General features: G+C 65.2%; 16 protein-coding genes and 1 pseudogene. 7 read left to right on the top strand and 10 right to left on the bottom strand.

Annotation, left to right across the window (positions count from 1 at the left end):
• Positions 1–16: 16 nt before the first annotated feature.
• The 4 genes from AB5I39_RS05080 to AB5I39_RS05095 all read right to left on the bottom strand — a co-directional run bounded on the left by AB5I39_RS05080 (position 17) and on the right by AB5I39_RS05095 (position 5657).
• Positions 17–1312: a glycoside hydrolase family 130 protein gene (locus AB5I39_RS05080; protein WP_404371991.1), complete on the bottom strand. Its 1296-nt coding sequence runs from the start codon at positions 1310–1312 to the stop codon at positions 17–19.
• A gap of 70 nt (positions 1313–1382) precedes the next feature.
• Entirely contained in the window at positions 1383–1751 is a 369-nt protein-coding gene (locus AB5I39_RS05085) for a response regulator (protein ID WP_404371994.1), read from the bottom strand.
• Positions 1752–1753: 2 nt separating this feature from the next.
• Positions 1754–3331: an ATP-binding protein gene (locus tag AB5I39_RS05090; protein ID WP_404371996.1), complete on the bottom strand. Its 1578-nt coding sequence runs from the start codon at positions 3329–3331 to the stop codon at positions 1754–1756.
• A gap of 67 nt (positions 3332–3398) precedes the next feature.
• Positions 3399–5657 carry an NADP-dependent malic enzyme gene (locus AB5I39_RS05095; protein ID WP_404371999.1) on the bottom strand — a complete coding sequence of 753 codons (2259 nt, stop codon included), beginning with the start codon at positions 5655–5657 and terminating at the stop codon, positions 3399–3401.
• Positions 5658–5780: 123 nt separating this feature from the next.
• On the opposite strand from AB5I39_RS05095, the gene mutS reads away from it, so the two are divergent.
• The 3 genes from mutS to AB5I39_RS05110 are packed head-to-tail and all read left to right on the top strand — an operon-like array spanning position 5781 to position 11548.
• Entirely contained in the window at positions 5781–8363 is a 2583-nt protein-coding gene (gene mutS / locus AB5I39_RS05100) for a DNA mismatch repair protein MutS (RefSeq protein ID WP_404374016.1), read from the top strand.
• Between the two features lie 45 nt (positions 8364–8408).
• On the top strand, positions 8409–11153 hold the full coding sequence (locus AB5I39_RS05105; RefSeq protein WP_404372002.1) for a [protein-PII] uridylyltransferase: 2745 nt from the start codon (positions 8409–8411) through the stop codon (positions 11151–11153).
• A gap of 14 nt (positions 11154–11167) precedes the next feature.
• The gene (locus AB5I39_RS05110) at positions 11168–11548 is read left to right on the top strand and encodes a VOC family protein (protein WP_404372005.1); all 381 of its coding nucleotides are present in this window, start codon (positions 11168–11170) and stop codon (positions 11546–11548) included.
• A gap of 43 nt (positions 11549–11591) precedes the next feature.
• Here AB5I39_RS05110 and AB5I39_RS05115 read toward each other — a convergent pair whose 3' ends face one another.
• The 5 genes from AB5I39_RS05115 to thrS form a co-directional block, all read right to left on the bottom strand.
• On the bottom strand, positions 11592–12422 hold the full coding sequence (locus AB5I39_RS05115; protein ID WP_404372008.1) for a 23S rRNA (adenine(2030)-N(6))-methyltransferase RlmJ: 831 nt from the start codon (positions 12420–12422) through the stop codon (positions 11592–11594).
• Positions 12423–12575: 153 nt separating this feature from the next.
• A complete protein-coding gene (locus tag AB5I39_RS05120; protein WP_404372011.1) occupies positions 12576–15410 on the bottom strand; it encodes a TonB-dependent receptor domain-containing protein in 2835 nt (944 codons plus the stop codon).
• Positions 15411–15653: 243 nt separating this feature from the next.
• Positions 15654–16178: a translation initiation factor IF-3 gene (gene infC, locus AB5I39_RS05125; protein WP_037492586.1), complete on the bottom strand. Its 525-nt coding sequence runs from the start codon at positions 16176–16178 to the stop codon at positions 15654–15656.
• A 73-nt stretch (positions 16179–16251) separates the two neighbouring features.
• Positions 16252–16821 carry a Uma2 family endonuclease gene (locus AB5I39_RS05130; protein ID WP_404372014.1) on the bottom strand — a complete coding sequence of 190 codons (570 nt, stop codon included), beginning with the start codon at positions 16819–16821 and terminating at the stop codon, positions 16252–16254.
• A gap of 9 nt (positions 16822–16830) precedes the next feature.
• Positions 16831–18837: a threonine--tRNA ligase gene (gene thrS / locus AB5I39_RS05135; RefSeq protein WP_404372016.1), complete on the bottom strand. Its 2007-nt coding sequence runs from the start codon at positions 18835–18837 to the stop codon at positions 16831–16833.
• A 140-nt stretch (positions 18838–18977) separates the two neighbouring features.
• Here thrS and AB5I39_RS05140 point away from each other — a divergent pair, with 140 nt between their 5' ends.
• On the top strand, positions 18978–19394 hold the full coding sequence (locus AB5I39_RS05140; protein ID WP_404372018.1) for a hypothetical protein: 417 nt from the start codon (positions 18978–18980) through the stop codon (positions 19392–19394).
• A gap of 96 nt (positions 19395–19490) precedes the next feature.
• On the opposite strand, the pseudogene AB5I39_RS05145 reads toward AB5I39_RS05140, so the two are convergent.
• Positions 19491–20317 (bottom strand): annotated as a pseudogene (locus AB5I39_RS05145) (LD-carboxypeptidase).
• A 45-nt stretch (positions 20318–20362) separates the two neighbouring features.
• Here AB5I39_RS05145 and AB5I39_RS05150 point away from each other — a divergent pair.
• The 3 genes from AB5I39_RS05150 to AB5I39_RS05160 all read left to right on the top strand — a co-directional run bounded on the left by AB5I39_RS05150 (position 20363) and on the right by AB5I39_RS05160 (position 23796).
• Entirely contained in the window at positions 20363–21757 is a 1395-nt protein-coding gene (locus tag AB5I39_RS05150) for a glutamate ligase domain-containing protein (protein WP_404372020.1), read from the top strand.
• Between the two features lie 20 nt (positions 21758–21777).
• A complete protein-coding gene (locus AB5I39_RS05155) occupies positions 21778–22032 on the top strand; it encodes a DUF6356 family protein (RefSeq protein ID WP_404372022.1) in 255 nt (84 codons plus the stop codon).
• 153 nt (positions 22033–22185) lie between these two features.
• Positions 22186–23796 (top strand): NAD(P)/FAD-dependent oxidoreductase, encoded by a 1611-nt coding sequence (locus AB5I39_RS05160; protein ID WP_404372024.1) that lies wholly within the window; start codon positions 22186–22188, stop codon positions 23794–23796.
• Positions 23797–23801 lie beyond the last annotated feature (5 nt).

Raw genomic sequence — 23801 nt, forward strand, 5'->3', positions numbered from 1 at the left:
TATGAAGGCTGACCGGCTACTCCATCACCGCCAGCAAGCGATCGACAGTCGTGCTTGCGAACGCGGTGAAATTATCCGCCACGCCGAAGGGCAGCAGAATATCGCGTCCAACCGCCAGCGCGCCGCAGCTATAAACGACATTGGGTACATAGCCGTCACGCTCGCCCGGGCTGGGCTGCAGGATCGGTTCGGGGGTGCGCGCCAGCAGTTTGGAAGGATCGTCCTTGTCGAGCAGGCACGCGCCGACGCAATAGTTCCGCACCGTGCCGACGCCGTGGGTAAACACCAGCCAGCCTTCGTCCACTTCGATCGGCGAGCCGCAATTGCCCATCTGCACGAATTCCCACGGATAGCGCGGGCTAACGACCTTCGCGCCGCCGTCCCAATGCAAAATGTCGTCGGAGCGATGCAGCCAGATGCTCTCGCTATCCTGCCGCCCGAGCATGACGAACTGGCCGCCGATGCGGCGCGGGAACAGCGCCATGCCCTTGGCCCCCGCGGCGTCCCCGGACAGCGCACGCATTTCGAAACTGTGGAAATCCCTGCCCGACAGCAATTCGGGCCGCGCGTCGGCACCGTTATAGGCGGTATAGGTTGCGTGATAGCAGGTCGCGCCGTCGTCATCGGTGAACAGCACCATCCGCACGTCTTCGATCCCGTGCAGCTGGCTCGGCAGCATCGGGAACAGTACCGTCTCCGAAATATCGTGCGCGCCGCCGCAATGGAGATGCACCACCGCGCCAGCATCGACGCTTGCCCCCTCGATGATCGGCGGTACCGCGACCGGGCTGGGTGAATCGACCGACAGGCTCTCGCCCGGAACCCAGCTTCCAGTGCGAAACGCGACCGAGGAGACATGACCCTCGCCGATGCCGCGCAGCGACAGGACGAAGCGCACCCCCCCGGGCGGAGCATTCGATTGATCCGGCGCGAGCACGGCGCTTGGGTTGAACAGCGCCGCTGCCTCATACGAGAATTCGGCGCTGAAATAGGCACCGATCAAGCGCCGCTGGCCGTCGCTCGGGCTGATCGGCGCGGGGAGAAGCGCGGCGACCTCGTCATAGCGCCGACGGAGCATCGCATCGACGTCGCGGTGCCGTTCATCGAGCGAATGGACGATCTGCGCGAGTTCGGCTGCAAGCGCGGCATCGTCGAGCGATAGGATGCGATCGACCACGGCCTGTGCACGGGTGTGCCCGGCGACGCGGAATTTTCCCGGATAGTCGAGCTCAAACGGCCGGACCACGGTCCGCGCCGGATCGGGTCGCAGGATGATATCGTAGTGATCGAGTACCGCGGTCGCATCCGCCATCGTGAGAGCCTCCCCGCGCGGCATCAGTGCCGGCTGGGCCTGAACGAGCCGAACGCGGAAAGGTTCGCCCTCAGCGAGGCTGAACCAGCCGCTCGAGTTCGGCGATGAGCAGCTGCACGTCGAACGGCTTCTCGAGCACGACCAACGCGCCCGCATCGATCGCGTCGCGGCGGATCATCGCGTCGGTGTGGCCCGATACGAGAATGATCGGCAGCGTGGCACCAAGTTCGCGCAAGCGGCGGGTAAGCGAAATGCCATCGAGCCCCGGCATCCGGATATCGGAGATCAGGATGCCGCCCGCGGCCTCCTGCCATTGATCGAGGAAAGCGGCCGCCGAACCGAATCCGGTCACGGTATAGCCCATCACTTCCAGAACGTAGCAGAGCGATGTCAGCGTCGGCTGATCGTCATCGACGATATAGATTGGCGTGCCCGGCATTGTTACGCCTCATCCTGCAAGGCCAAAGGTAGCAAAAACGAAAAGGTCGCGCCGACCCGTGCATTCGTTTCACCGCGAATTGTACCGCCGTGCGATTCGACGATCGTGCGGCACAGCGACAACCCGACCCCCATACCCTTGGTTCCTTTGGTACTCTTGAACGGCTCGAACAGGATTGCGCGCGTTTCCTCGCTGAAACCGCCTCCCTCGTCCTCGACCGCGACGAAGGCGTTGGATTGGCCGTCCCGACCGGTGCGGATGGTAATCTTGTTGCGGCCATGCGGCGGTGTCGCCTCGACCGCGTTCCGGACGAGATTGACGACGACTTGCTGGATTTCGATCTTGTCCATCACCGCGCGAATATCACGCGATTCATGCTCGATCACGGTCTGGATGTTGATATCTCCAGCACCAAGCAGGCCCAGGCGGCACGCATCATCGACCACCTCCGCAACGCTTTCGGGGCGCCTGACCTTGTCACCGCCCGATACGAAGGCGCGCAGGCGGCGAATGATATCGCCCGCGCGCAGCGATTGTTCGCGCGCCAGCTCGACGGGTTTCAGCGCAGGGTGCGTCGGCGCATCGCGCAGCAGGGCAATCTTGACGCCCTCCAGATACATCGAAATCGCGCCGAGCGGTTGATTGAGTTCGTGCGCCAAGGCGCTCGCCATGTCACCCATTGCAGACACGCGGGAAGATTGGTTGATCTGCGCCTCGACACGCTTGCGATCGGTTATGTCGAGCGACATGCCGACGATCCCCGTAACCGCACCGGCGGCGTCGCGCAGGGGGCGCTTGGTCGACAGGAAGATCCGCGGACCCTTGGTCGGGTGATCGACCAACTCCTCGAGCTCGTGCGAGCGTTCGAACTCCAGCACATTGCGGTCATTCGCCATCACGGCGATCGCCTTATCCTTGTCCTCCAGGAAGTCGAGGTCGGTCTGGCCACGTACCTCCGACCACGGCTTTCCGATCAGTTCCAGCGTGGTGCGATTGGCCATCGTCACCCGGCCAGCCATATCCTTGGCGTAGATCAGCCCGGGGATGGTGTTGATCACCGCGCCGAGCAGATTGTCCGCCAACGCGTAACTTTCCTCAACCTGGTGCAGTTCATCCTCGGTCGCGGTGACGCGTTGCGCCAATTCGGCGCGCGCGGCGGTGAGTTCGGCAAGCGTCGCACGATGTTGATCGATTTCCCGTTGCAGCGTCCTGGGCGATGGCAGGCGCAGCAACTGTGGCACGATGGTGAGCACGAGCGTGGCAGTCGCGACCGAAACCACTGCCGTTGCCGCCTTCAGCCAGCCTTCCGTCACATAAAACGGGTACCATAAGGTCACGATCGCGGCGACGTGGGTGAAGCCGCACAGGCCGATAAAGGCTGCGAACAACAGCGCCGCCGAACGATGCGACGGATCGAGATCGTGCCGATTCCGCACGAACCGCGCAATGCCGATCGGAATGACAAAATAGGCAGCCGCGATCAGCGCATCGGAAGAGATGTGCAGCAACATCAATTCCGGCTTCCACAACAGGCACATACCGTGCGGCATGTACGTCTGCAGTTGATCGAACCCGCCCATGCTCCGTCACCCGATTCTGCGCGGGTGTCAGCCCCCGTCTTGCGATCGGTTATGCCTTCATAAAGGCTTAGCGCGCAATGCCGCCCGCCGCGAGCACCGCTAGCGTCACCAATTCGCTGGCCGTGCTTGTCATCGGCGCGATCTGCACGCTCTTTTCCATGCCGATCAGCATCGGCCCGATGACCGCATCGCCACCCAATTCGCGCAGCAGCTTGGCCGAAATGTTGGCGGATTGAAGCCCCGGCAGGATCAGCACGTTGGCTGGCCCCGACAGTCGCGCGAAGGGATAATTGGCGAGCTGCTGGGGATTGAGCGCTACGTCGGGCGCCATCTCGCCTTCATATTCGAAGCTGACCTTGCGCGCGTCGAGCACTTTCACCGCCGCACGAATGCTCTCCAGCCAATTGCCCTCGGGATTGCCAAAGGTCGAATAGCTAAGAAACGCGACGCGCGGTTCGTGGCCCATGCGTTTGGCGACCAAAGCGGTGCCCTCGGCGATGTCGGCCAGTTCCTCGGCATTGGGTCGCTCGTTGATCGTCGTGTCGGCCATGAACACGGTGTGCGTCTGGCCGACCATCACGTGGATGCCGAACGGCGTGCGGCCGATCTCGGGATCGATCACCTTGCGGATTTCGCGCATGGTGTGCGCATAGGTGCGCGTGATGCCGGTGATCATCGTGTCGGCTTCGCCCAATTGCAGCATCACGGCGCCGAAGATGTTGCGATCCTGGTTGATCATCCGCTCGCAATCGCGCCGCAGATAGCCGCGCCGTTGCAACCGGCTGTAGAGGAAATCGACCATGCGGGGCACGAGCGGCGAATTGCGGCTGTTGTGCAGTTCGTAGCTTTCGGGGTCGGTCACGCCGAGCGCGCGCAACCGGTCCGGCACATCGTCGCGCCCGACCAGCACCGGCGTACCGTACCCGCCATCCTTGAACGCGATCGCCGCGCGCAGCACGACTTCCTCTTCGCCCTCGGCAAACAGCACGCGCTTGGGATGCGCGCGCGCACCTTCATAGGCGAGCGTCAGGACCGAGGTGGTCGGGTTGAGTCGCGCCTTCAATTGCTGGCGATAGGCTTCGAGATCGAGAATCGGCTTGGTCGCGACGCCCGAATCCATCGCCGCCTTGGCGACCGCGACCGGCACGATTTCCATGAGGCGCGGGTCGAACGGCGCGGGAATGATGTAGTCCGGGCCGAAGCTGTGGCGCACGCCATACGCAACCGCGACTTCCTCGGGCACCTGCTGGCGCGCGAGGGCAGCGAGCGCGTTGGCGGCGGCGATCTTCATTTCATCGTTGATCGTGGTGGCGCGCACATCGAGCGCACCGCGGAAGATGAACGGAAAGCCGAGAACATTGTTGACCTGGTTCGGATAATCCGAGCGCCCCGTCGCGATGATCGCGTCGGGGCGCGCTGCACGGGCCTCGGGCGGGGTGATTTCCGGGTCCGGATTGGCCATCGCGAAAATGATCGGCTTCGGCGCCATCTTCATCAGATCCGACGCCGGCAGCGCGCCCGCTGCCGACAGGCCGATGAAGACATCCGCGCCGTCTAGCGCCTCTGTCAGCGTGCGCTTTGTGGTGCTCACCGCATGGGCCGACTGCCACTGGTTCACACCTTCGCGGCCCTGGTAGATGATGCCGGTGCGATCGACCATGACGAGCTGGTCGGCGGGCAGGCCCATCGCCTTGATCAGCTCGGCGCACGCAATGGCCGCCGCGCCCGCGCCGTTCATCACGACGCGCGTGTCCTTGATGTCGCGCCCCGTTAGGAACAGCGCGTTGATCAGCCCCGCCGCGCAGATGATCGCGGTGCCGTGCTGATCGTCATGGAACACCGGGATGTTCATCCGGGCGCGCAACGTCTGCTCGATGATGAAGCATTCGGGGGACTTGATGTCCTCCAGATTGATCCCGCCAAAGCTCGGCTCCATCAGCTCGATCGCGTCGATCAGCCGGTCGGCATCTTCGGTCTTCAGTTCGATGTCGATCGCATCGACGTCAGCAAAGCGTTTGAACAGGACCGCCTTGCCCTCCATCACTGGCTTGGAGGCGAGTGCGCCGAGATTGCCGAGCCCCAGGATCGCCGTGCCGTTCGAGATGACCGCGACGAGATTGCCCTTGGCGGTGTAATCATAGGCCGTGGCGGGGTCGGCGGCGATCGCCAGCACGGGCACCGCGACGCCGGGCGAATAGGCGAGCGCCAGATCGCGCTGCGTCGCCATTGGCTTCGACGCGATGATCTCGATCTTGCCGGGCCGCCCCTCCGAATGGAACAGCAGCGCCTCGCGCTCGGAAAACTGGACGTTGGAATCTTCTGACATGGGGTAACCCTTCCGGTCTTGCCTTTGCCTTTAAGGGGAGGCGGGCTGCTGTTCCACCCCTCGCTTGAACCCAGCGGTCCAACCTGTATCACGAGCACGATGTCCGCCCCCGCTCCTACTCCGATGATGGCGCAATACCTGACGCTGAAAGCCGAGGCGCGCGATTGCCTGTTGTTCTACCGCATGGGCGATTTCTTCGAATTGTTCTTCGATGACGCGAAAATCGCAGCCGCCGTGCTCGATATCGCACTGACTGCGCGCGGCGAACATGATGGCGCCCCGATCCCGATGTGCGGCGTGCCGGTGCATGCCGCCGACGCCTATCTCGCGCGGCTGATCAAGGCCGGACACCGCGTCGCGATTGCCGAACAGACCGAAAGCCCGGCTGAAGCCAAGAAGCGCGCGGGCAAGACATTGGTGTCGCGCGCGATCGTCCGCGTGGTGACCGCAGGCACGCTGACCGAGGAAGCGCTGCTCGATGCACGCGCCGCAAATTGGTGCGTCGCGATCGGCGAGGCGGGCGGCGGGGTGGCGGTCGCGGCCGCCGACATTTCAACCGGCCGGTTCGAACTGATCGAATGCGATGCGACGGGGCTTGGGGCCGAACTGGCGCGGCTCGCCCCGGCCGAAACGATTGCGTCGGAGGCGACTGCCTTTGCCGACGCAACAACGATGCTGCGTCCGAAGAGCGATTTCGACAGTGCGCGCGGCGAGGCGCGGCTGCGCGACGTGTACGCCGTCGCGACGCTCGACGGGTTCGGGCAGTTCAGCCGCGCGGCGCTGGCTGCGGCGGGTGGGCTGGTCGCCTATCTTGATCACACTGCCAAGGGCGCGCTTCCGTTTTTGCGCCCGCCCCGCGTGCACTCTGCTGCGCAGCAAATGGCGATCGATGCCGCGACGCGCGAGAGTCTGGAACTGACGCAAACGACCACCGGCGCGCGCAGGGGGAGCTTGCTTGACGCGGTCGATCGCACCGTGACAGCCGCGGGCGCGCGGTTGCTCGCCGCCGATATCGGCGCGCCGCTGATGGACCGTGCGCGGATCGAGGCGCGGCTCGACCTGGTGACGTTGCTGGCGGAGGACTCCGGCTTGCGCGGTTCGCTCCGGGGTACGCTGCGCAGTCTGGCGGATATTGGCCGCGCGCTCGGGCGGCTCGCGGCGGGGCGCGGATCCCCGCGCGATCTCGGACAACTTCGCGACGGGCTCGACGGTGCGTGGCGGCTGGGCGAGCGGCTGAGCAAGATCGAGCGTGCCCCTGCCCTGCTTGCCGAGCTTGCCCCCGCTTTGCGCGGACATGGCGCGTTGATCGATCTGCTGACGCGCGCGCTGGTACCCTCGCCGCCGATCGATGCGTCGGATGGCGGTTATATCGCGCCGGGCTATGACGCGGCCCTCGACGATCTGCGCGATGCGGGCGCGGGCGGCAGGCGGGCGATTGCTGTGCTGGAAGCCGAGTATCGCACGCGCACCGGCGTTGCCGCGTTGAAGATCCGTCATAATGGCGTGCTCGGCTATCATATCGAGGTGCCCGCGCGCTTTGCCGATGGGCTGATGAAGCCCGACAGCGGCTTCACCCACCGCCAGACGATGGCGGGGGCGGTGCGCTTCAACGCGCCTGAGCTGCACGACATCGCCGCCAAGGTGACGCAGGCGGGCGCCCATGCGCTGGCGGCCGAAGCCGCGCATCTCGAAGATCTGATCGAAGCGGCGCTCGACCGGCGCGAGAGCATCGCCGCGACCGCCGATGCGCTCGCACGTCTCGATGTCGCGGCGGGACTTGCCGAGCGTGCGACCGAAGGCGGCTGGGCCCGGCCGGCCCTGGTCGATCATGCCTGTTTCGAGATCGTCGGCGGGCGGCATCCCGTGGTCGAAGATGCGCTGGCCAAGCGCGGGGAGCGCTTCGTCGCGAACGACTGCCGCCTGTCGGAGGATTCGCGGCTGTGGCTCGTGACGGGTCCGAACATGGGCGGCAAATCGACCTTCCTGCGGCAGAATGCCGCGATTGCGGTGCTGGCGCAGGCGGGTAGTTATGTGCCCGCGACCTCGGCCAAATTGGGCTTGGTCGATCGCTTGTTCAGCCGCGTCGGCGCGTCCGACAACCTTGCGCGCGGGCGTTCGACCTTCATGGTCGAGATGGTGGAGACCGCCGCGATCCTGGCGCAAGCGACGCCGCGCAGCTTCGTGATCCTCGACGAGGTCGGGCGCGGCACATCGACCTATGACGGGCTCGCGATCGCCTGGGCCGTGGTCGAGGCGATCCATGAGGACAATCGCTGCCGCTGCCTGTTCGCCACGCATTATCACGAGCTGACGCGCCTTTCCGAACGCTGTGATGCACTGACACTCCACCATGTCCGCGCGCGGGAATGGAAGGGCGAATTGGTGCTGCTGCATGAGGTGTCCGAGGGGCCGGCCGACCGCAGTTATGGTCTGGCGGTGGCGCGGCTGGCTGGCTTGCCGCCAGCAACGATCGCGCGCGCAAAAGCGGTACTGAACAAGCTTGAGGCCGGGCGTGCCAAGACCGGTGGGCTGGCAGCGGGGCTGGATGACCTGCCCTTGTTCGCCGCGGCGATGGAGGTTGCTGAACAGGAATGCGACGCGATCCGGGCGGAGGTAGAGACGCTCGACGTCGATGCCCTTACCCCGCGCGAGGCGCTCGACGTGCTGTACCGCCTGAAGGCACTCGCGCGGGAGGGGAAGCCCTAGCCGCGCCACGTGGACGCGGGCGCGCGGACGGCCTATCTGCGGGGCATGTCCTCCCGCTTCGATTCCGTTCCGCAGCGCCGCGCGATCATCGACCGGCGCTCCCTTGCTGATGCGCTTGCCGCACTTGAGGGGGACAAGGCCGCGTTGCGCAGTGGCGCGACCGCGCTGCTGAAGACCGCGCTCGACGCGGGCCGTGCGGAGATCGCGCGGCGCTTGATCGAGCATCCTTCGCGCGGGCTGGAGATCGCAGCAGCGCAGGCGTTTCTGACCGACCAATTGCTGCGACTGATCTACGATTTCACGGTGCAGCGGCTCTACCCGAACAGCAATCCCACGGCGGCGGAACGGCTGACGATCATTGCGGTCGGCGGTTATGGCCGCGGCGAGATGGCGGCCTATTCCGATCTCGACATCGGTTTCCTCACCCCGTGGAAACAGACCGGCTGGGCCGAGCAAGTGATCGAGACCATGCTCTATGCGCTTTGGGATCTGGGCCTCAAGGTCGGCCATAGCAGCCGTTCGCTCGACGAGATGGTGCGCCAGGCGAAGAGCGACGTAACGATCCGCACCGCGTTGCTGGAGGCGCGCTATGTCTGGGGCGACACGGCGCTGTACGAAGAGGCGGCGCGGCGTTTCAAGGCCGAGGTACAGGCCGATACCGCGCGGCAGTTCATCGCCGACAAGCTCGCCGAACGCGACGTGCGCCACCGCAAGATGGGCGACACGCGCTATGTCGTCGAACCCAACGTCAAGGAAGCGAAGGGCGGCCTGCGCGACCTGCACACGCTCTTCTGGATCGGCAAATATGCCTATAACGTCAGCGAGCCGGCGCAATTGGTCGAAGCGGGTCTGCTCAGCCGCGACGAATATCGGCAGTTCCACCGCGCCGAGAATTTCCTGTGGGCGGTGCGCTGCCACCTCCACGCCATTTCCGGCCGCGCCGAGGACCGGCTGACCTTCGACCTGCAGCGCGAGATTGCTGAGCGGATGCGCTTTGCCGACCGGCCCGGCAAATCCAAGGTCGAGCGCTTCATGCACTATTACTTCCTGCAGGCGCGGACGGCGGGGGATTTGACCGGGGTTTTCTTGGCGCATCTCGACCAGAAGTTCGCGGCGCGGGGGCGGCGGTTCGGGCTGCCGATGTTGCGGCGGAGCCCGCGCAAATTGAACGGATTCCTGATCGATCGCGGGCGGCTGGCCATTCCGGGCGACGACTTTTTTCGCGCCCGACCGGTGCGCCTGCTCGAACTTTTCGCGCTGGCCGACAAGCATGGCCTGGAGATCCACCCGCAAACGATGCGCACGGCCGCGCGCGATGCCAAGCTCGCCGACGATATCCGGCAGGACCCGACCGCGAACGCTTTGTTCCTCGACGTGCTGACCAGCCCGCGCGACCCGGAGACGGTGCTGCGCTGGATGAACGAGGCGGGGGTGTTCGGCCGCTTCGTGCCCGATTTCGGCCGCGTCGTCGCGCAGATGCAGTTCGACATGTACCATCACTACACGGTCGACGAGCATACGATCCGCGCGATCGGTCTGCTCTCCAAGATCGAACATGGCGATCTGGATGCCGACCATCCACTGTCCACCGCGATCCTAAAGCAGATCGTGTCGCGGCGCGCGCTGTATGTTGCGGTGCTGCTGCACGATATCGCAAAGGGGCGCGGCGGGGATCATTCGGTGCTGGGTGCCGAGGTCGCGCATAAACTGGCCCCACGCTTCGGCCTCTCGCCCGCCGAGACCGAGACGGTCGCGTGGCTGGTGCGCGCGCATCTGCTGATGTCGGCGACGGCATTCAAGCGCGACCTGTCGGATTTCAAGACGATCCTCGACTTCGCCGAGATCGTGCAGAGCCCTGAACGGCTACGTTTGCTGCTGGTGCTGACGGTGGTCGACATCCGCGCGGTTGGCCCCGGGGTGTGGAACGGGTGGAAACGGCAATTGCTGTCCGACCTGTACGAAGCGGCCGAGGAAGTGCTCCGACTGGGCCACAAGCAGCGCGGGCGGGGCGAGCGGATCGCGGCCAAGCAGGAGGCGCTGCAGGCGATGCTCGGCTGGGATGCGGCGGCGTTCGATCGGCTGGTGCGGCGACTGCCAGAGCCCTATTGGGTGGCCGAGCCCGAGGACGTGATCGCCGCCAATGCGCGCCTGATCGCCGACGCCGGCGACGCGCAGCTTTCGATCGCGGCGCAAGTCTATCCCGAACGCGGCGCGACGCTGGTGACGATCTATGCCGCCGACCATCCGGGCCTGTTCTACCGCATTGCCGGCGCGATCAGCGTGGCAGGCGGCAACATCATCGATGCGCGCATCCACACCACGCGCGACGGCATGGCGCTCGACAATTTCCTGGTGCAGGACCCGTTCGGGCGGCCCTTTGCCGAGGCGTCGCAGCTCGCGCGGTTGAAGCAGGCGATCGAGGATGCGCTGGCCAATCGCGGCAAAATGATCGACCGGCTGATGGCCAAGCCCCTGCCCCGCCCGCGTGCCGAGGCGTTCGCGATCGCACCCAACGTGCTGATCGACAACAAGGCGTCGAACCGCTTCACCGTGATCGAAATCAATGCGCGCGACCGGCCCGCGTTGCTGCACCAATTGGCGCATGCGCTGTTTCAGTCGAAGGTAACGATCCACTCAGCGCATGTCGCCACGTACGGCGAGCGCGCGGTCGATACTTTCTATCTGACCGATCTGACCGGCGACAAGATTGCAGCGGCGACGCGGTTGAAGACAATCGAACGGCGCTTGCTTGGGGCAGCCGCAGGTGAGAGGATGGCGGACGCAGCTTAAGGGGGGAAAGTGACATGCCGGTACTTGGAATTGGCGGACTTTTCTTTCGCAGTCACGATCCCGATGCTTTGTCGGCATGGTACAAGACGTATCTCGGCATCGGCGCGGGCTGCACCGCCAACCCCGGCGCGACACCCGATCCGTGGTTTTGGGAAACGCAGGGCGGCCCGGTGATCTTCGCGCCGTTCAAGGTCGACACCGACTATTTCGCGGCGGACAAGCAGTTCATGCTCAACCTGCGCGTGAGCGAGATCGACGGGCTGATCGCAACACTGACCGCCGCGGGCATCGCAGTCGAGACGCGGGCCGAGTGGGACGATCCCAGCACCGGTCGTTTCGCGCGGATTCATGACCCCGAGGGCAATGCGGTAGAGCTGTGGCAGCCGCCGGCCTAGCGTGCTGCTGCGCCTTTTTAGAAAGGCGTGACGGCGGTTTCCTTCAAGCGCTGACCCATTCGGAGGTGAGCTCGCCTTTATGCCCATCAGGCGCCAGCGCGGCGCGCAGCGCCTCCAGCAGGGGCGGCAGTGCTTGCATGAAGGCGTAAGGCGGATTGACGATGTAAAGGCCCGCGCCGTTGTAGATGTCGGGCTGGTCGTGATCGTACAACCAGTGCTCGATGCTCAGAAATTTGGGAATGCCGAGCTTGCGCAACTGGTCCTTCCACCGCGAATGCGTGGCGCGGTCTTTCAGCGGATACCAGATCACCGTCACACCGTGCGCCCATTTGCGGTGTGCCGCGGCGAGCGTAGCGGTGATTCGTGCGCGTTCGTCGGTCTGTTCGTACGGCGGATCGACCACCACCACGCCGCGCGGCGTTCGGGACGGGAGCATCGCCAGCCAGAATTCGTACGCATCGCGTTCATGCACGGCAGCGGGTGTGCCGCGCATCGCACCACGCAAGGTGTAGGCGTCCTCGGGATGTTTTTCGTTCAGGATCAGAAAGTCCTGCGGGCGTAGCAGCTGCGCCAGGATCCGGGGCGAGCCGGGGTAGAAATGCTGTTCCGTTCCAACATTCACCGTCTTTATGGCAGCGCGATAATCATCGAGCAGCGGGTTCGTGTCGGGAAGGACCAGCAGCACGCCCTGCGTGGCCTCGCCGGTACGTTGGGCCTGTTCGCCGCCAAGGTCATACACGCCGCAACCGGCATGGGTGTCGATCAGCGTCAACGCGCCCGGTTTTTGCTGCAGGGCCCGCACCAGGGCGATCAGCAGGCAGTGCTTCACGACATCGGCGCTGTTGCCGGCATGGAAGGAATGGCGATAATTCATTGCGACCGTAAACTCTGACGATCCGCCATCATATAAACTGTGGGGCGCGTAAGCCGAGCGAATTGCGAAGATCGGGCGAATGCCGCCGTCGAACCGAAAACGACCCGCCCCTCGATCCGAGGGACGGGCCGTTTTTCGTTCTTGCGCCCTAGCTCAGAAGCGCGAGCGCAGCGTGAGGCCGTAGGTGCGCGGCTCGGCGAGGTACGCCGAATAGAGCGCGTTCCCGGTGCCGCCGAACGCCGCGACATTGGCGGAGGAGCCGGCGCCTTGGAACGGGCTATTGAACGCAACCTGAATGTACTGCTTGTTGAACACGTTCTGCGACCACAATTCGATTGCCCAGAGCTGGTCACGCCCGCGCAGACCGATGCGCGCGTTGACCAAAGCGAAGCCGTCCTGCTTCTTCTCCCGCGCAAGGTCGGACCCGGTGTTATAGTCCGAGGTCAGGCGGCTATCGACATAGACCAGGCCCGACAGGCCGTTCGAGCCGAGCTCCGGCGTCCAGGCGACCGAGCTGGTGACGACGTGCTTCGGCGCGTTCGACATCTGGCTCCCCGGCAGCAGGAACAGCGCCGGATCGAGCGGGGCACCAGCCGAATTGCCGACCAGGTTCCGCGCGAACTTGGTGTCGGCATAGGTGTAGCCCGCCGTCACCTGCAACTGACGGATCGGGGTCATCGTCGCTTCGAGTTCGACACCCTGCGAGATCACGCCGGGCTTATTGGCGCGGCCGGTGCACTGGCCGGTTGCCGCCAGATTGTCGGTGTCCCCGCCGTTCAGGCTGGTCGAGCAGCCCTGAATGTTCTGCACGACGAAGACCGAGCCGTTGAAGGTGTTCAGCTGGAAGTTCTGGAATTCCGAACGGAACGCCGCGACGTTTAGGGTGAACCCGCGCGTCTTGAACTTGGCACCCAGTTCGTAGCTGTTGACCGTCTCCGCATCGAACTTCAGCGCCGACGCATCGGCATTGGTGCGCGGGCTGAATACGCCGGTCGCCCCGCCCAGCGGCGAGCGATCGAGGTTGTAGCCGCCGGCCTTATAGCCGCGTGCGTAGGACGCGTAGGTCAGCAGGCTCGGAATCGGCTTCCACGACAGGACCGCCGTGCCCGTCACCTTCCCCTCGCCGAAATTGTTCTGCAGGTTGAGTGCGTTGAGCGACGAGGACGAATTGCCGGTGCAGGTCAGCGTCAGGATGCCGCCGATATAGGTCTTGGCGGCGGCAGGGACGGTCGCGCTGGCGAGCAGCGGCGACAGGTTCGCCTGCTGCACCGGGCAGATGGTGTTGGTGTTGTTGAAGTTCGCGCCGAAATCCTTCGCCTCATGCGTGTAGCGCGCGCCGAGCGTCAGCGAGAGCGTGTCGGTGATGCGGAAGATGTTGTGCGTGAAGAAGGCGAAGTTCTCGCTCTTCTGGCGATAGACCGAGCCATTGTCGCCGACATTGTTGACGGTCGACAGGCGATCCAGCCCGGCGAGCACCGCCGAGGCGAGCGGCCCGGCACCGCCGAACGCGCCGGTGATCGTTGCGCGGCCGGTCGGCGAGAGACAGCCGGGGGCCGCATTGTTCTGCAGCACCGGGTTCGGGCTGATGTTGGCGACCAGGCGGCAGGCGGCGAAGGAACCGTATTGCGATCCGAACACGGCGTTATCGACGACGCGCAGCCGCTCGTTCGAATAGAAGCCGCCGACCAGCCAGTCGAGCTTGCCGTCGAACGCCGAGCCCTGCAGGCGGGCTTCCTGCGTGAAGGTGCGGAACTGGCGATAGGCGTTGCCGTCCGCCGCGCGGTGCGTGAGGTCGACATTGGTGTAATCGACGTCACCGGCATTGCCAGACTTGTATTCGCGGTACGCGGTGATCGAGGTCAGCGTCGCACCACCGAGGTTCCAGTCCGCCTGCAGCGAGCCGCCGTAATCGACCGTGGTGTTGCGATAGGTCTGGCCCGGCGTCAGCGCCACTTCGCGGTTGAACGGGTTCGCGGTGCTGCCCGCGAGCGGATAGACCGCGCCAGCACGGCGCAGGATGTCGACGATCGGGTTCGCATCGCTATAGGCGACCGCGCCATCGGTGTTGACGCTGCTGCCGTTCGCCTGCGCGGCGTTGGCGGTCGGGTCGAAGGTCTGCGCCTGGCTGTAATAGGTCGCGCCGCAGCAGCTTTCCTTGCGGTGCGAATAATCGCCGATCAGGCGGAAGCTGAGGTCGGCCGAGGGCTTGAACAGCAATTGGCCGCGGACAAAGTAGCGATCGCGATCGTTGACGCGCGCCTCGCTGCCGCCGCCCGGGGTCACGTTCTTGTAGAAACCGTCGCGGTTCACGTAGACGCCGTCGACGCGGAAGGCGAGGCTGTCGGTGATCGGCCCGGTCAGGCCAAGCGCGAGGCGCTTCTGGTCGTAATTGCCGTACGTGCCTTCGGCATTGCCGCCGAACTTGAACTCGGGCCCGCGCGTAATGATGTTGATGAGACCGGCCGAGGCGTTGCGGCCGAACAGCGTACCCTGCGGCCCGCGCAGCACTTCGACCCGGTCGATCTCGCCCAGTTCGTTGAGGCCAACGCCGGTGCGGCTGCGATACACGCCGTCGATGAACACCGCGACCGAGCTTTCCAAGCCGGGATTGTCGCCGACCGTGCCGACGCCGCGGATGCGCGCCGAGGCGTTCGATTCGCTGCCGGTCGAGGAGATCAGCAGCGACGGGGCGAGCTGGTTGATCGCGCGGATGTCGGAGCCGCCCGAATTCTGCAGCGAGGCCTGGCCGACGGCGGACACCGCGATCGGCACGTTGGAGAGGCGATCGGCGCGGCGCGTCGCGGTGACGACGATGTCGGCGCCGGCCTCCTCGACCGGGGCGGGGGTCACTTCGGCGGGGGTGGTGGCCTGCGTACCGGCCTGCGCATCGGCTTGCGTCGTCGGTTCGGTCGTGGGCGCGGTCTGCGCGAAGGCGGGGGCGGAAATCGCGATGGCAGCGACGGACAACAGGTACGCGGATGTACGCATTACAAACACTCTCCAACTTTTTTTCGTATTTTGGGTATTGCCGGGCGGCATAGTCCCGCAGGCGCGGGCGTCCAGCAAAAAACCATACTTTTGAAGGAGGTGCGCGCCAGAGTGATGCACATGCGCAACACCGAAACCCTACCGCAAGCAACCCGGCGGCGGCGAAATGACGTTACGGAATGTGGGGGCTGAGGCGGGACCGAAGCGGCGCGCCGTGACCCGCGGCCACGGCGCGCGAAAATTTTATTTTGGGGCGAGCACCATCAGCATCTGACGGCCTTCCATGCGCGGATAGGCCTCGACCTTGGCCGTCTCGGCGACATCGGCCTGGACCCGCTGGAGCAGGACCATGCCGAGCTGGCCATGGCTCAATTCACGACCACGGAAGCGCAGCGTGATCTTCACCTTGTCGCCTTCATCGATGAACTCGAGCACCTTCTTCATCTTGGTGTCGTAATCATGGTCATCGATGTTGGGACGCATCTTGATCTCTTTGATCTCCTGCGTCTTCTGGCTCTTGCGGGCGAGGTTGGCCTTCTTCTGCGCCTCGTACTTGAACTTGCCGACATCGAGGAACTTGGCGACCGGCGGATCGGCGTTGGGCGACACTTCGACCAGGTCGAGACCGACCTCGCGCGCCTGCTCCATCGCCTCGCGCGTGTACATCACGCCAAGATTTTCGCCGTCCTGGTCGATCACGCGGACCTTGGGCGACACAATGAATTCGTTGAAGCGAGGGCCGTTCATTGGCGGCGCCTGCCGGGTCATGGGAGGACGGATAGGTGAAGCTCCTGTGGTTGTTGTGAGCGCAATATAGGGAATAAACCGCGTTCTTGGAAGATCAGTCGAGCGCGTCGAGCGTGACGGCCACATCGGGCAACAAAGCGGGCGTCACGGGATCGTGCGCCTCATACTCCTCGACGCTGCCATAGCCGGAAGCGCCCGGCAGGCGATGGACGCGAATGGTCTGGCGAACCGCATCGACCACCCAATAATCCCGGATGCCGTGCCGCGCGTAAAGCGGAGCCTTGACGCGCAAATCGTAACCGAGCGAGCTGTCGGAAACCTCGATCACTAGTAGCAATTCTGGCCCACGGACAGCGCGCGGCCGGATGCTCTTGTCCCACACGGCCAGATCCGGCTCGACCAAAACATCGGGTGACAGACTGACCGAGGCTTCAATGAACAGTCGCGCATCGCCGCGCAGGGCAGGCACCAAGCCCCGCGTAAGGCGCGACACCATGATCGAGTGCCAATCGGCCTTTGCCGCCGCCATTGGCACGATCTCCCCCTCGATCAGCTCGAAATGATCGTCTTTCGCGAACACGCCAGCCGCAGTCAGGTCGTACACCTGATCGACGGTGAGGCGTGCGGGCATGATGCCCTTACGGATGTCCTGGAAGACGGTCATCCGATGCGATTAGCACAAATCCGGCGGAGTCGCACCCTTCACCAGCATCGCGATCGCCTCGTCCAGCGTCAGGAATTGTTGCCGATCAGACCCGAGCTGCCGCAGTGCGACCTTGCCTTCCTCGGCCTCGCGCTTGCCGACGACGAGCAGGTTGGGGACCTTCGCGACCGAATGTTCGCGCACCTTGTAGTTGATCTTCTCATTGCGCAGGTCGGTTTCGACGCGGATTCCCGCCGCCGCCAGCCTGGCAGTGACTTCGCGCGCATAATCGTCGGCATCGGAGACGATCGTCGCGACCACCGCCTGTACCGGCGAGAGCCACAGCGGGAAGCGCCCGGCGTGATGTTCGATCAGGATACCGAGAAAGCGTTCGAACGTGCCGAGAATCGCGCGGTGGAGCATCACCGGGCGGTGGCGCTCGCCATCCGCGCCGACATAGCTGGCGTCGAGCCGTTCGGGGAGCACGCGATCCGACTGGATCGTGCCGACTTGCCAAGTGCGGCCGATCGCATCGGTCAGGTGGAATTCGAGCTTCGGCGCATAGAAGGCGCCCTCGCCCGGCAGTTCCTCGAATCTGGCCTTGATCGAGTCGCTGAGCTTCGATCCGAGCACTGCCTCGCGCAGCTCTGCCTCGGCCTTGTCCCACATGTCGTCGCTGCCGAAGCGCTTGTCGGGGCGCAGCGCCAGCTTGACCGCATAATCCTCGAAGCCGAGATCGCGGTACACGCTGTCGAGCAATTCGCAGAATTGTTGGACCTCGGCGACCAATTGATCCTCGCGCACGAAGAGATGCGCATCGTCCTGCGTGAACTGGCGCACGCGCATGATGCCGTGGAGCGCGCCATGCGGCTCGTTGCGGTGGCAGCAGCCGAATTCGGCCATGCGGATCGGCAGGTCGCGGTAGCTCTTGATCCCCTGACGGAAGATCAGAACGTGCGCGGGGCAGTTCATCGGCTTCAAAGCCATCAGGTCGGCGGTGCCGCTGAAGATCGCGGCATCATCCTCCGTCCCCGGGATTTCGTCGGGGACGACAAACATATTCTCGCGATACTTGCCCCAATGGCCGGACTGCTCCCACTGGCGCGCGTCCATCAATTGCGGGGTCTTGACCTCGAGGTAACCCGCCGCGTCGAGCCGACGGCGCATATACGCCTCGAGCTGCCGCCACAGGATGAAGCCCTTGGGGTGCCAGAAGACCGAGCCTTGCGCTTCGGACTGGAGGTGGAACAGGTCCATTTCCTGCCCGATCTTGCGGTGGTCGCGCTTGGCCGCTTCCTCCAGCATCGTCAGATGCGCGTCGAGCTGTTTCTTGTTGAGCCAGCCGGTGCCGTAGATGCGGCTGAGCATCGCATTCTTCTGGTCGCCGCGCCAATAGGCCCCCGAGACGCGCGTCAGCTTGAAGGCGTTGGGATCGAGCTTGCCGGTCGAGGCGAGATGCGGGCCGCGGCACATGTCGAGCCAGGCGTCCTCGCCCTTGCCCGCGCGATAGACCGTCAGTTCCTCGCCCTCGGGCAGTTCGGCGGCCCATTCGGCCTTGAAGGTCTCGCCCTCGGCCTGCCAGCGCGCGATCAGGTCGGCGCGGCTCCACACTTCGCGGATCAGCGGCTCGTCCTTGGCGATGATCTTGCGCATCTCGGCTTCGATTGCCGGGAGGTCTTCGTCGGTGAAGGGGCGATCCTTGGGTGCGAAGTCGTAATAGAAGCCGTCATCGGTCGAGGGACCGAAGGTGATCTGCGTGCCGGGAAACAGCTTCTGCACCGCTTCCGCCAGGACATGCGCATAATCGTGGCGGGCGAGTTCGAGCGCGTCGGCTTCGTCCTTCGCCGTCACCAAGGCGAGCGCAGCATCGCCTTCGAACGGACGCATGATATCGCGCAGTTCGCCGTCGACCCGCGCCGCGATCGCCGCCTTGGCGAGGCCCGGCCCGATGCTGGCGGCCACATCCGCGGGGGTAGTCCCCGGGGCTACCTCACGGACGGAACCGTCGGGCAGCGAGATGCGGAACAAGGCAGACATGAGGCTCTGGGTCTTTCTATGGATTTGCCCCCGGCGCTTAAGCCGGGTGCGCCGATATAGGCAAGCGCGCGCGATCCGTCACCCCGCCCCCTGGCGCGCCCGACCTCATCACCCCATCTGAGTGCAAAGGGGATGGGGCAATGCTGACGGGGCTAGTGGTTTTTGCGATCGCGGTGCTGCGCTGGTTTCCGGAAACCGCCGTCGCGCGCTGGTTGCGACGCGTGCTGGTCGCGCCGCTCGGCAAGATCACGCGGACCCACCTTATTTTCCTGGTGCTGATGACCGTGATCCTGATCGCTGGGACGGAAGTGCTCGCGATGGCGGGGCCGTTCGACATGGCCCTGGTGCTGGTGTGGGATGTGTCGGCCTATATCGACATTGCGCTGACCACCGTGATGGTGGCGAGCGCGAGCCGGGGTGCAGCGGGCTGGCGCATGGTGGTTGCGCGGCTGCTGCCCCGGCGCGGCGCGCGGGCTCGGCGGGGTCGCGGAGCGGCGGCGCGCAAGGCGGAGCCGGCCAATGACGATGACGGACCGAGGATGTTGGCGGTGGCTTGATCCCTCCCCCCGTTCGCCCTGAGCTTGTCGAAGGGCTGCATTCTGTCGGCGCGCAAGAGAAGGGCAGTGCTTCGACAAGCTCAGCACGAACGGAATTCAAGCCACCCCGAACGGCACCACGTGATTGTCCGCGCCATGCTCGATCCGCGCGCGGCCCAAATACGGTACGCCTATTTCGCCGCACCAGCGCGTGATCATCGTCTCCAGCGTCTCGCCCCAGGGGGATCGTTGGGCTGCACGTCGCTGACCTGCCCAAGCCGCACCCCGGCGATTCCCTTCAACTGCGTGGCATGCACCATTGTGAAGAGCATCCGGTCGATGCGGTAGAGCGGCTCCGACACGTCCTCGATCATCAAGACATGGTCGGCGAGATCGGGCAGCCACGGCGTGCCGGTGAGTGCGGTGAGGATCGCGAGGTTGAACGCGGCGGCGGGGCGGCCCTTGAATTCGGCGTTGAGGCCCGGTTCGAGCACCGAACGATCCTTGTTGACCAGCCAGCGCAGGCTGCGCGCAAAGGCGGTGCCGCCGTCACTGCGCGTCACATCCGCAATCATCGGCCCGTGCACCGGCCGCCCGATCTTGGCAGCATACAGCGCGCCGAGCACGAAGCCCATGTCGGAATAACCGAGATAGGTTTTCCGACGCGCCGCATCGCCCAATTGCGGCAAGACGGCGTGGAGGATGCGATTCGAGCCATAGCCGCCACGGGCGAACCAGATCGCATCGATCGCCGGATCGTTCGCCATTTCGAGGAAGGCGGCGGCGCGCGCCGTGTCGGGCCCGGCAAAATGCCCTTCGGACAGGAAACATTGCGGGTGGAACACCAGATCGACCGACGGCATCGCCACTGCCGTCAGCCCCAGCGCGCGCGCCGCGATCGCTTCGTCGATGCCGCGTGCGGGAGCAACTACGCCAATCTTCATACCTGCTCCGTTGCACTTCCGACCGCCGAGCGATAGCGCGTCAGGATGAGCGACGGCAAATCCTACTTCTTCGTCGGCATCGGTGGCAGCGGCATGATGCCGCTGGCGATGATCCTGGCCGGGCGCGGTGCGCGCGTCGCGGGGTCGGACCGGACGCTCGACCGTGGGGCGCTGCCGGCCAAGTTCGCCGACCTCGCCGCCAAGGGCGTTACGCTCTTCCCGCAGGACGGATCGGGCGTGACGTCGGCGGAGCAGATCGTTGTCGCGTCGGCCGCGGTAGAGGCGAGCGTCGCCGACATCGTCGCGGCGGAGCGCGTTGGCGCGGCGCGGATGAGCCGGGCGGAATTGCTCGCGCGCCTGTTCAACCAGAGCGCGCTGCCGATTGGCGTGGCCGGGACCAGCGGCAAATCGACCGTGACCGGCATGATCGGCTGGATTCTCCACGCCTGCGGGCGGGCGCCTACCGTGATGAACGGCGCGGTGATGAAGAATTTCGCGAGCGCCGACGCGCCGTTCGCCAGCGCCCTGGTCGGCGGCGGGGATGCCTTCGTCAGCGAAGTGGACGAAAGCGACGGGTCGATCGCGCTGTACACGCCCAAAGTCGCGGTACTCAACAACATTAGCCTCGATCACAAGTCGCTGGAGGAATTGCGCGCGCTGTTCGGCGCTTTCGCGGGCAAGGCGAAGACGACCGTCCTTAACATCGGCGATGCCGAGACGGCGGCGCTGGCGGCGACACTCGATCCGGCGATGTTGGCGACCTTTGCGGTCGAACAGAATGCCGATCTAAGCGCGCGCAACCTGCGGCCCGAACCCTTTGCGATCGGCTTCGATCTGGTTACGGACGGTGTGACGCAGACGGTACGCCTTTCGGTGCCGGGCCAGCATAATGTCTCCAATGCGCTGGCGGCGCTGGCAGCAGTGCGGGCGGCGGGGGTGTCTCTCGGCGAGGCGATCGGCGCGATCGAGGGGTTCACCGGGCTCAAGCGCCGCTTCGAGTTGGTCGGCGAAGCGCATGGCGTCAGCGTGATCGACGATTTCGGGCACAACCCCGACAAGATTTCGGCGACGCTGGCGACGCTGCACGCCTTTCCGGGGCGTTTGCTCGTACTATTCCAGCCGCATGGCTATGGACCACTCAAGGTGATGCGGCATGAATTGACCGCGATGTTCCGGGGAGCGCTGGGCCCGGACGACGTGCTGGTGCTACCCGACCCGGTCTATCAGGGCGGGACCGTCGCGCGCGAAGTGACGAGCGCCGACATCGTCGCCGAGATCGGGCCGCAGGCGCATCACATCGCCGATCGTGCCGCGGCCGCCGCGTGGATCGCCGCCCAGGCGCAGAGCGGCGACCGCATCGTGGTGATGGGCGCGCGCGACGATACGCTGAGCCAGCTTGCCGCCGACATACTGCCACAAATCGCCGCTAGAATTGGGTAATGCCACAAGGAGCCGTGTCCATGTTCCGCCGCCTGTTCCTCGATCACCCCGCCTCGGTCGGCGAAAGCTATGCCGAGCATTTCGGCGTCGCGACGCGGTTCGGCATGACGATGATCGGCGCTGGGCTTGCGGGCGTAATCCACGGCTTCCTGCCCTTCGCGTTCAAAACAACGGGCAGCCGGACGGTGATGCGGCTGAACAAGCAGATCGTCGACAAGCGCGCCGCAGTGATGGCGGATGAGACGCAGCGGCGGACAGTGGAATACGTTATCTGACGCGCCGGGCAAGGCGCAGCGTAGCTGCACCGAGCCTCGAGGTGCGTCCGGCCGACGCGGCCAGCAGCCGCGTTCGACGGCGCGGCTTTGCCGCGACGCGATGGGCACGGAATGACAATTCCAGCGAGCACGATCTCGCGCTAAAGCGCGCCCATGCTCCGCATTACCGAACTCCGCCTGCCGCTGCACCATGCGGATGAGGAATTGCCCGCCGCGATCCGAAAGCGGCTGCGCATCACGCCGCGCGGCATGGTGCGTTTCGCCATCGCGCGGCGCGCGCACGATGCACGCGACAAGAGCGATATCCAGCTGGTTTATACGGTCGATGTGACGCTGCGCGACGAAGCGCCGGTGCTCGCGCGCTGCAAGAAGGACCGCAATGTCCAGCGCACGCCGGACACGTCGTACAAATTCGTCACCAAGGTCAGCGATTATCGGGGGCCGCGCCCGGTGGTGATCGGCGCGGGGCCGTGCGGGTTGTTCGCCGGGCTGATCCTGGCGCAAATGGGGTTCCGCCCGATCATCGTCGATCGCGGCAAGGTGGTGCGCGAGCGGACCAAGGACACTTGGGGCCTGTGGCGGCGCGGCGTGCTCAACCCGGAAAGCAACGTGCAATTCGGCGAGGGCGGGGCGGGCACCTTTTCCGACGGCAAGCTCTACAGCCGGATCAAGGACCCGCGGCATCTCGACCGCAAGGTGCTGATCGAATTCGTGAAGGCAGGGGCGCCGCCCGAAATCCTGACCGAGGCGCATCCGCATATCGGGACCTTCCGGCTCGTCACGATGGTCGAATCGATGCGCGCGACGATCGAGGCGCTGGGGGGCGAATATCGTTTCGAGACGCGCGTCGATGGCGTGGATGTCGTGACCGATGCGGCAGGAACGCGTCGGATGCGCGGGCTGCATTTGCACGGCGGCGGCTATCTGGAGGCGGAGCAAGTCGTGCTTGCGGTGGGGCATAGCGCGCGCGACACGTTTCAGATGCTTCATGACGGCGGCGTGTTCGTCGAGGCCAAGCCCTTTTCGATCGGCGTGCGGATCGAGCATCCGCAATCCTGGATCGACCGCGCACGCTTCGGCCCCAATGCCGGCAATCCGATCCTCGGCGCGGCGGAATATCACATATCGCACCACGCCAAGAACGGGCGGACCGCGTACAGCTTCTGCATGTGCCCCGGCGGCACGGTGGTAGCGGCGACCTCCGAAGAAGGCCGCGTCGCGACCAACGGAATGAGCCAATATTCGCGCAACGAACGCAATGCCAATTCGGGCATGGTCGTGGGGATCGACCCGGCGCGGGATTATCCGGATGGGCCGCTCGCCGGGATCGCACTGCAACGCCAGATCGAGGAACGCGCGTTCGTGGCGGGCGGATCGAACTATAACGCGCCCGCACAATTGCTCGGCGATTTCCTCGCCGGGCGGGCGTCGACCAAGCTTGGCAGCGTCACACCCTCCTATCGCCCCGGCGTGACGATGACCGACCTGGCGCTGTGCCTGCCTGAATTCGCGATCACCGCGATGCGCGAGGCGCTGGTGCAGTTCGGCCGCGAAATTCCGGGATACGACCATCCCGATGCGGTGCTGACTGGCGTCGAAACCCGCACCTCCGCCCCCGTCCGCATCACCCGCGGCAATGATTTTCAGAGCCTCAACACGATCGGCCTGTACCCGGCGGGCGAGGGCGCGGGCTATGCCGGGGGCATCCTGTCGGCGGCGGTCGACGGGATCAAGGTGGCGGAGGCGGTGGCGCGGGCTGTATAGCGTCC

The organism is Sphingomonas sp. MMS24-J45 (assembly GCF_044881195.1).
Taxonomy (GTDB): Bacteria; Pseudomonadota; Alphaproteobacteria; order Sphingomonadales; family Sphingomonadaceae; genus Sphingomonas.

Coding starts and splice junctions, on each gene's coding strand:
- AB5I39_RS05110 (WP_404372005.1), top strand. CDS start 11,168: ATGCCGGTACTTGGAATTGGCGGACTTTTCTTTCGCAGTCACGATCCC.
- AB5I39_RS05115 (WP_404372008.1), bottom strand. CDS start 12,422: ATGAATTATCGCCATTCCTTCCATGCCGGCAACAGCGCCGATGTCGTG.
- AB5I39_RS05105 (WP_404372002.1), top strand. CDS start 8,409: ATGTCCTCCCGCTTCGATTCCGTTCCGCAGCGCCGCGCGATCATCGAC.
- AB5I39_RS05140 (WP_404372018.1), top strand. CDS start 18,978: ATGCTGACGGGGCTAGTGGTTTTTGCGATCGCGGTGCTGCGCTGGTTT.
- AB5I39_RS05160 (WP_404372024.1), top strand. CDS start 22,186: ATGCTCCGCATTACCGAACTCCGCCTGCCGCTGCACCATGCGGATGAG.
- AB5I39_RS05080 (WP_404371991.1), bottom strand. CDS start 1,312: ATGGCGGATGCGACCGCGGTACTCGATCACTACGATATCATCCTGCGA.
- AB5I39_RS05150 (WP_404372020.1), top strand. CDS start 20,363: ATGAGCGACGGCAAATCCTACTTCTTCGTCGGCATCGGTGGCAGCGGC.
- thrS (WP_404372016.1), bottom strand. CDS start 18,837: ATGTCTGCCTTGTTCCGCATCTCGCTGCCCGACGGTTCCGTCCGTGAG.
- mutS (WP_404374016.1), top strand. CDS start 5,781: ATGATGGCGCAATACCTGACGCTGAAAGCCGAGGCGCGCGATTGCCTG.
- AB5I39_RS05090 (WP_404371996.1), bottom strand. CDS start 3,331: ATGGGCGGGTTCGATCAACTGCAGACGTACATGCCGCACGGTATGTGC.
- AB5I39_RS05095 (WP_404371999.1), bottom strand. CDS start 5,657: ATGTCAGAAGATTCCAACGTCCAGTTTTCCGAGCGCGAGGCGCTGCTG.
- AB5I39_RS05085 (WP_404371994.1), bottom strand. CDS start 1,751: ATGCCGGGCACGCCAATCTATATCGTCGATGACGATCAGCCGACGCTG.
- AB5I39_RS05130 (WP_404372014.1), bottom strand. CDS start 16,821: ATGACCGTCTTCCAGGACATCCGTAAGGGCATCATGCCCGCACGCCTC.
- infC (WP_037492586.1), bottom strand. CDS start 16,178: ATGACCCGGCAGGCGCCGCCAATGAACGGCCCTCGCTTCAACGAATTC.
- AB5I39_RS05120 (WP_404372011.1), bottom strand. CDS start 15,410: ATGCGTACATCCGCGTACCTGTTGTCCGTCGCTGCCATCGCGATTTCC.
- AB5I39_RS05155 (WP_404372022.1), top strand. CDS start 21,778: ATGTTCCGCCGCCTGTTCCTCGATCACCCCGCCTCGGTCGGCGAAAGC.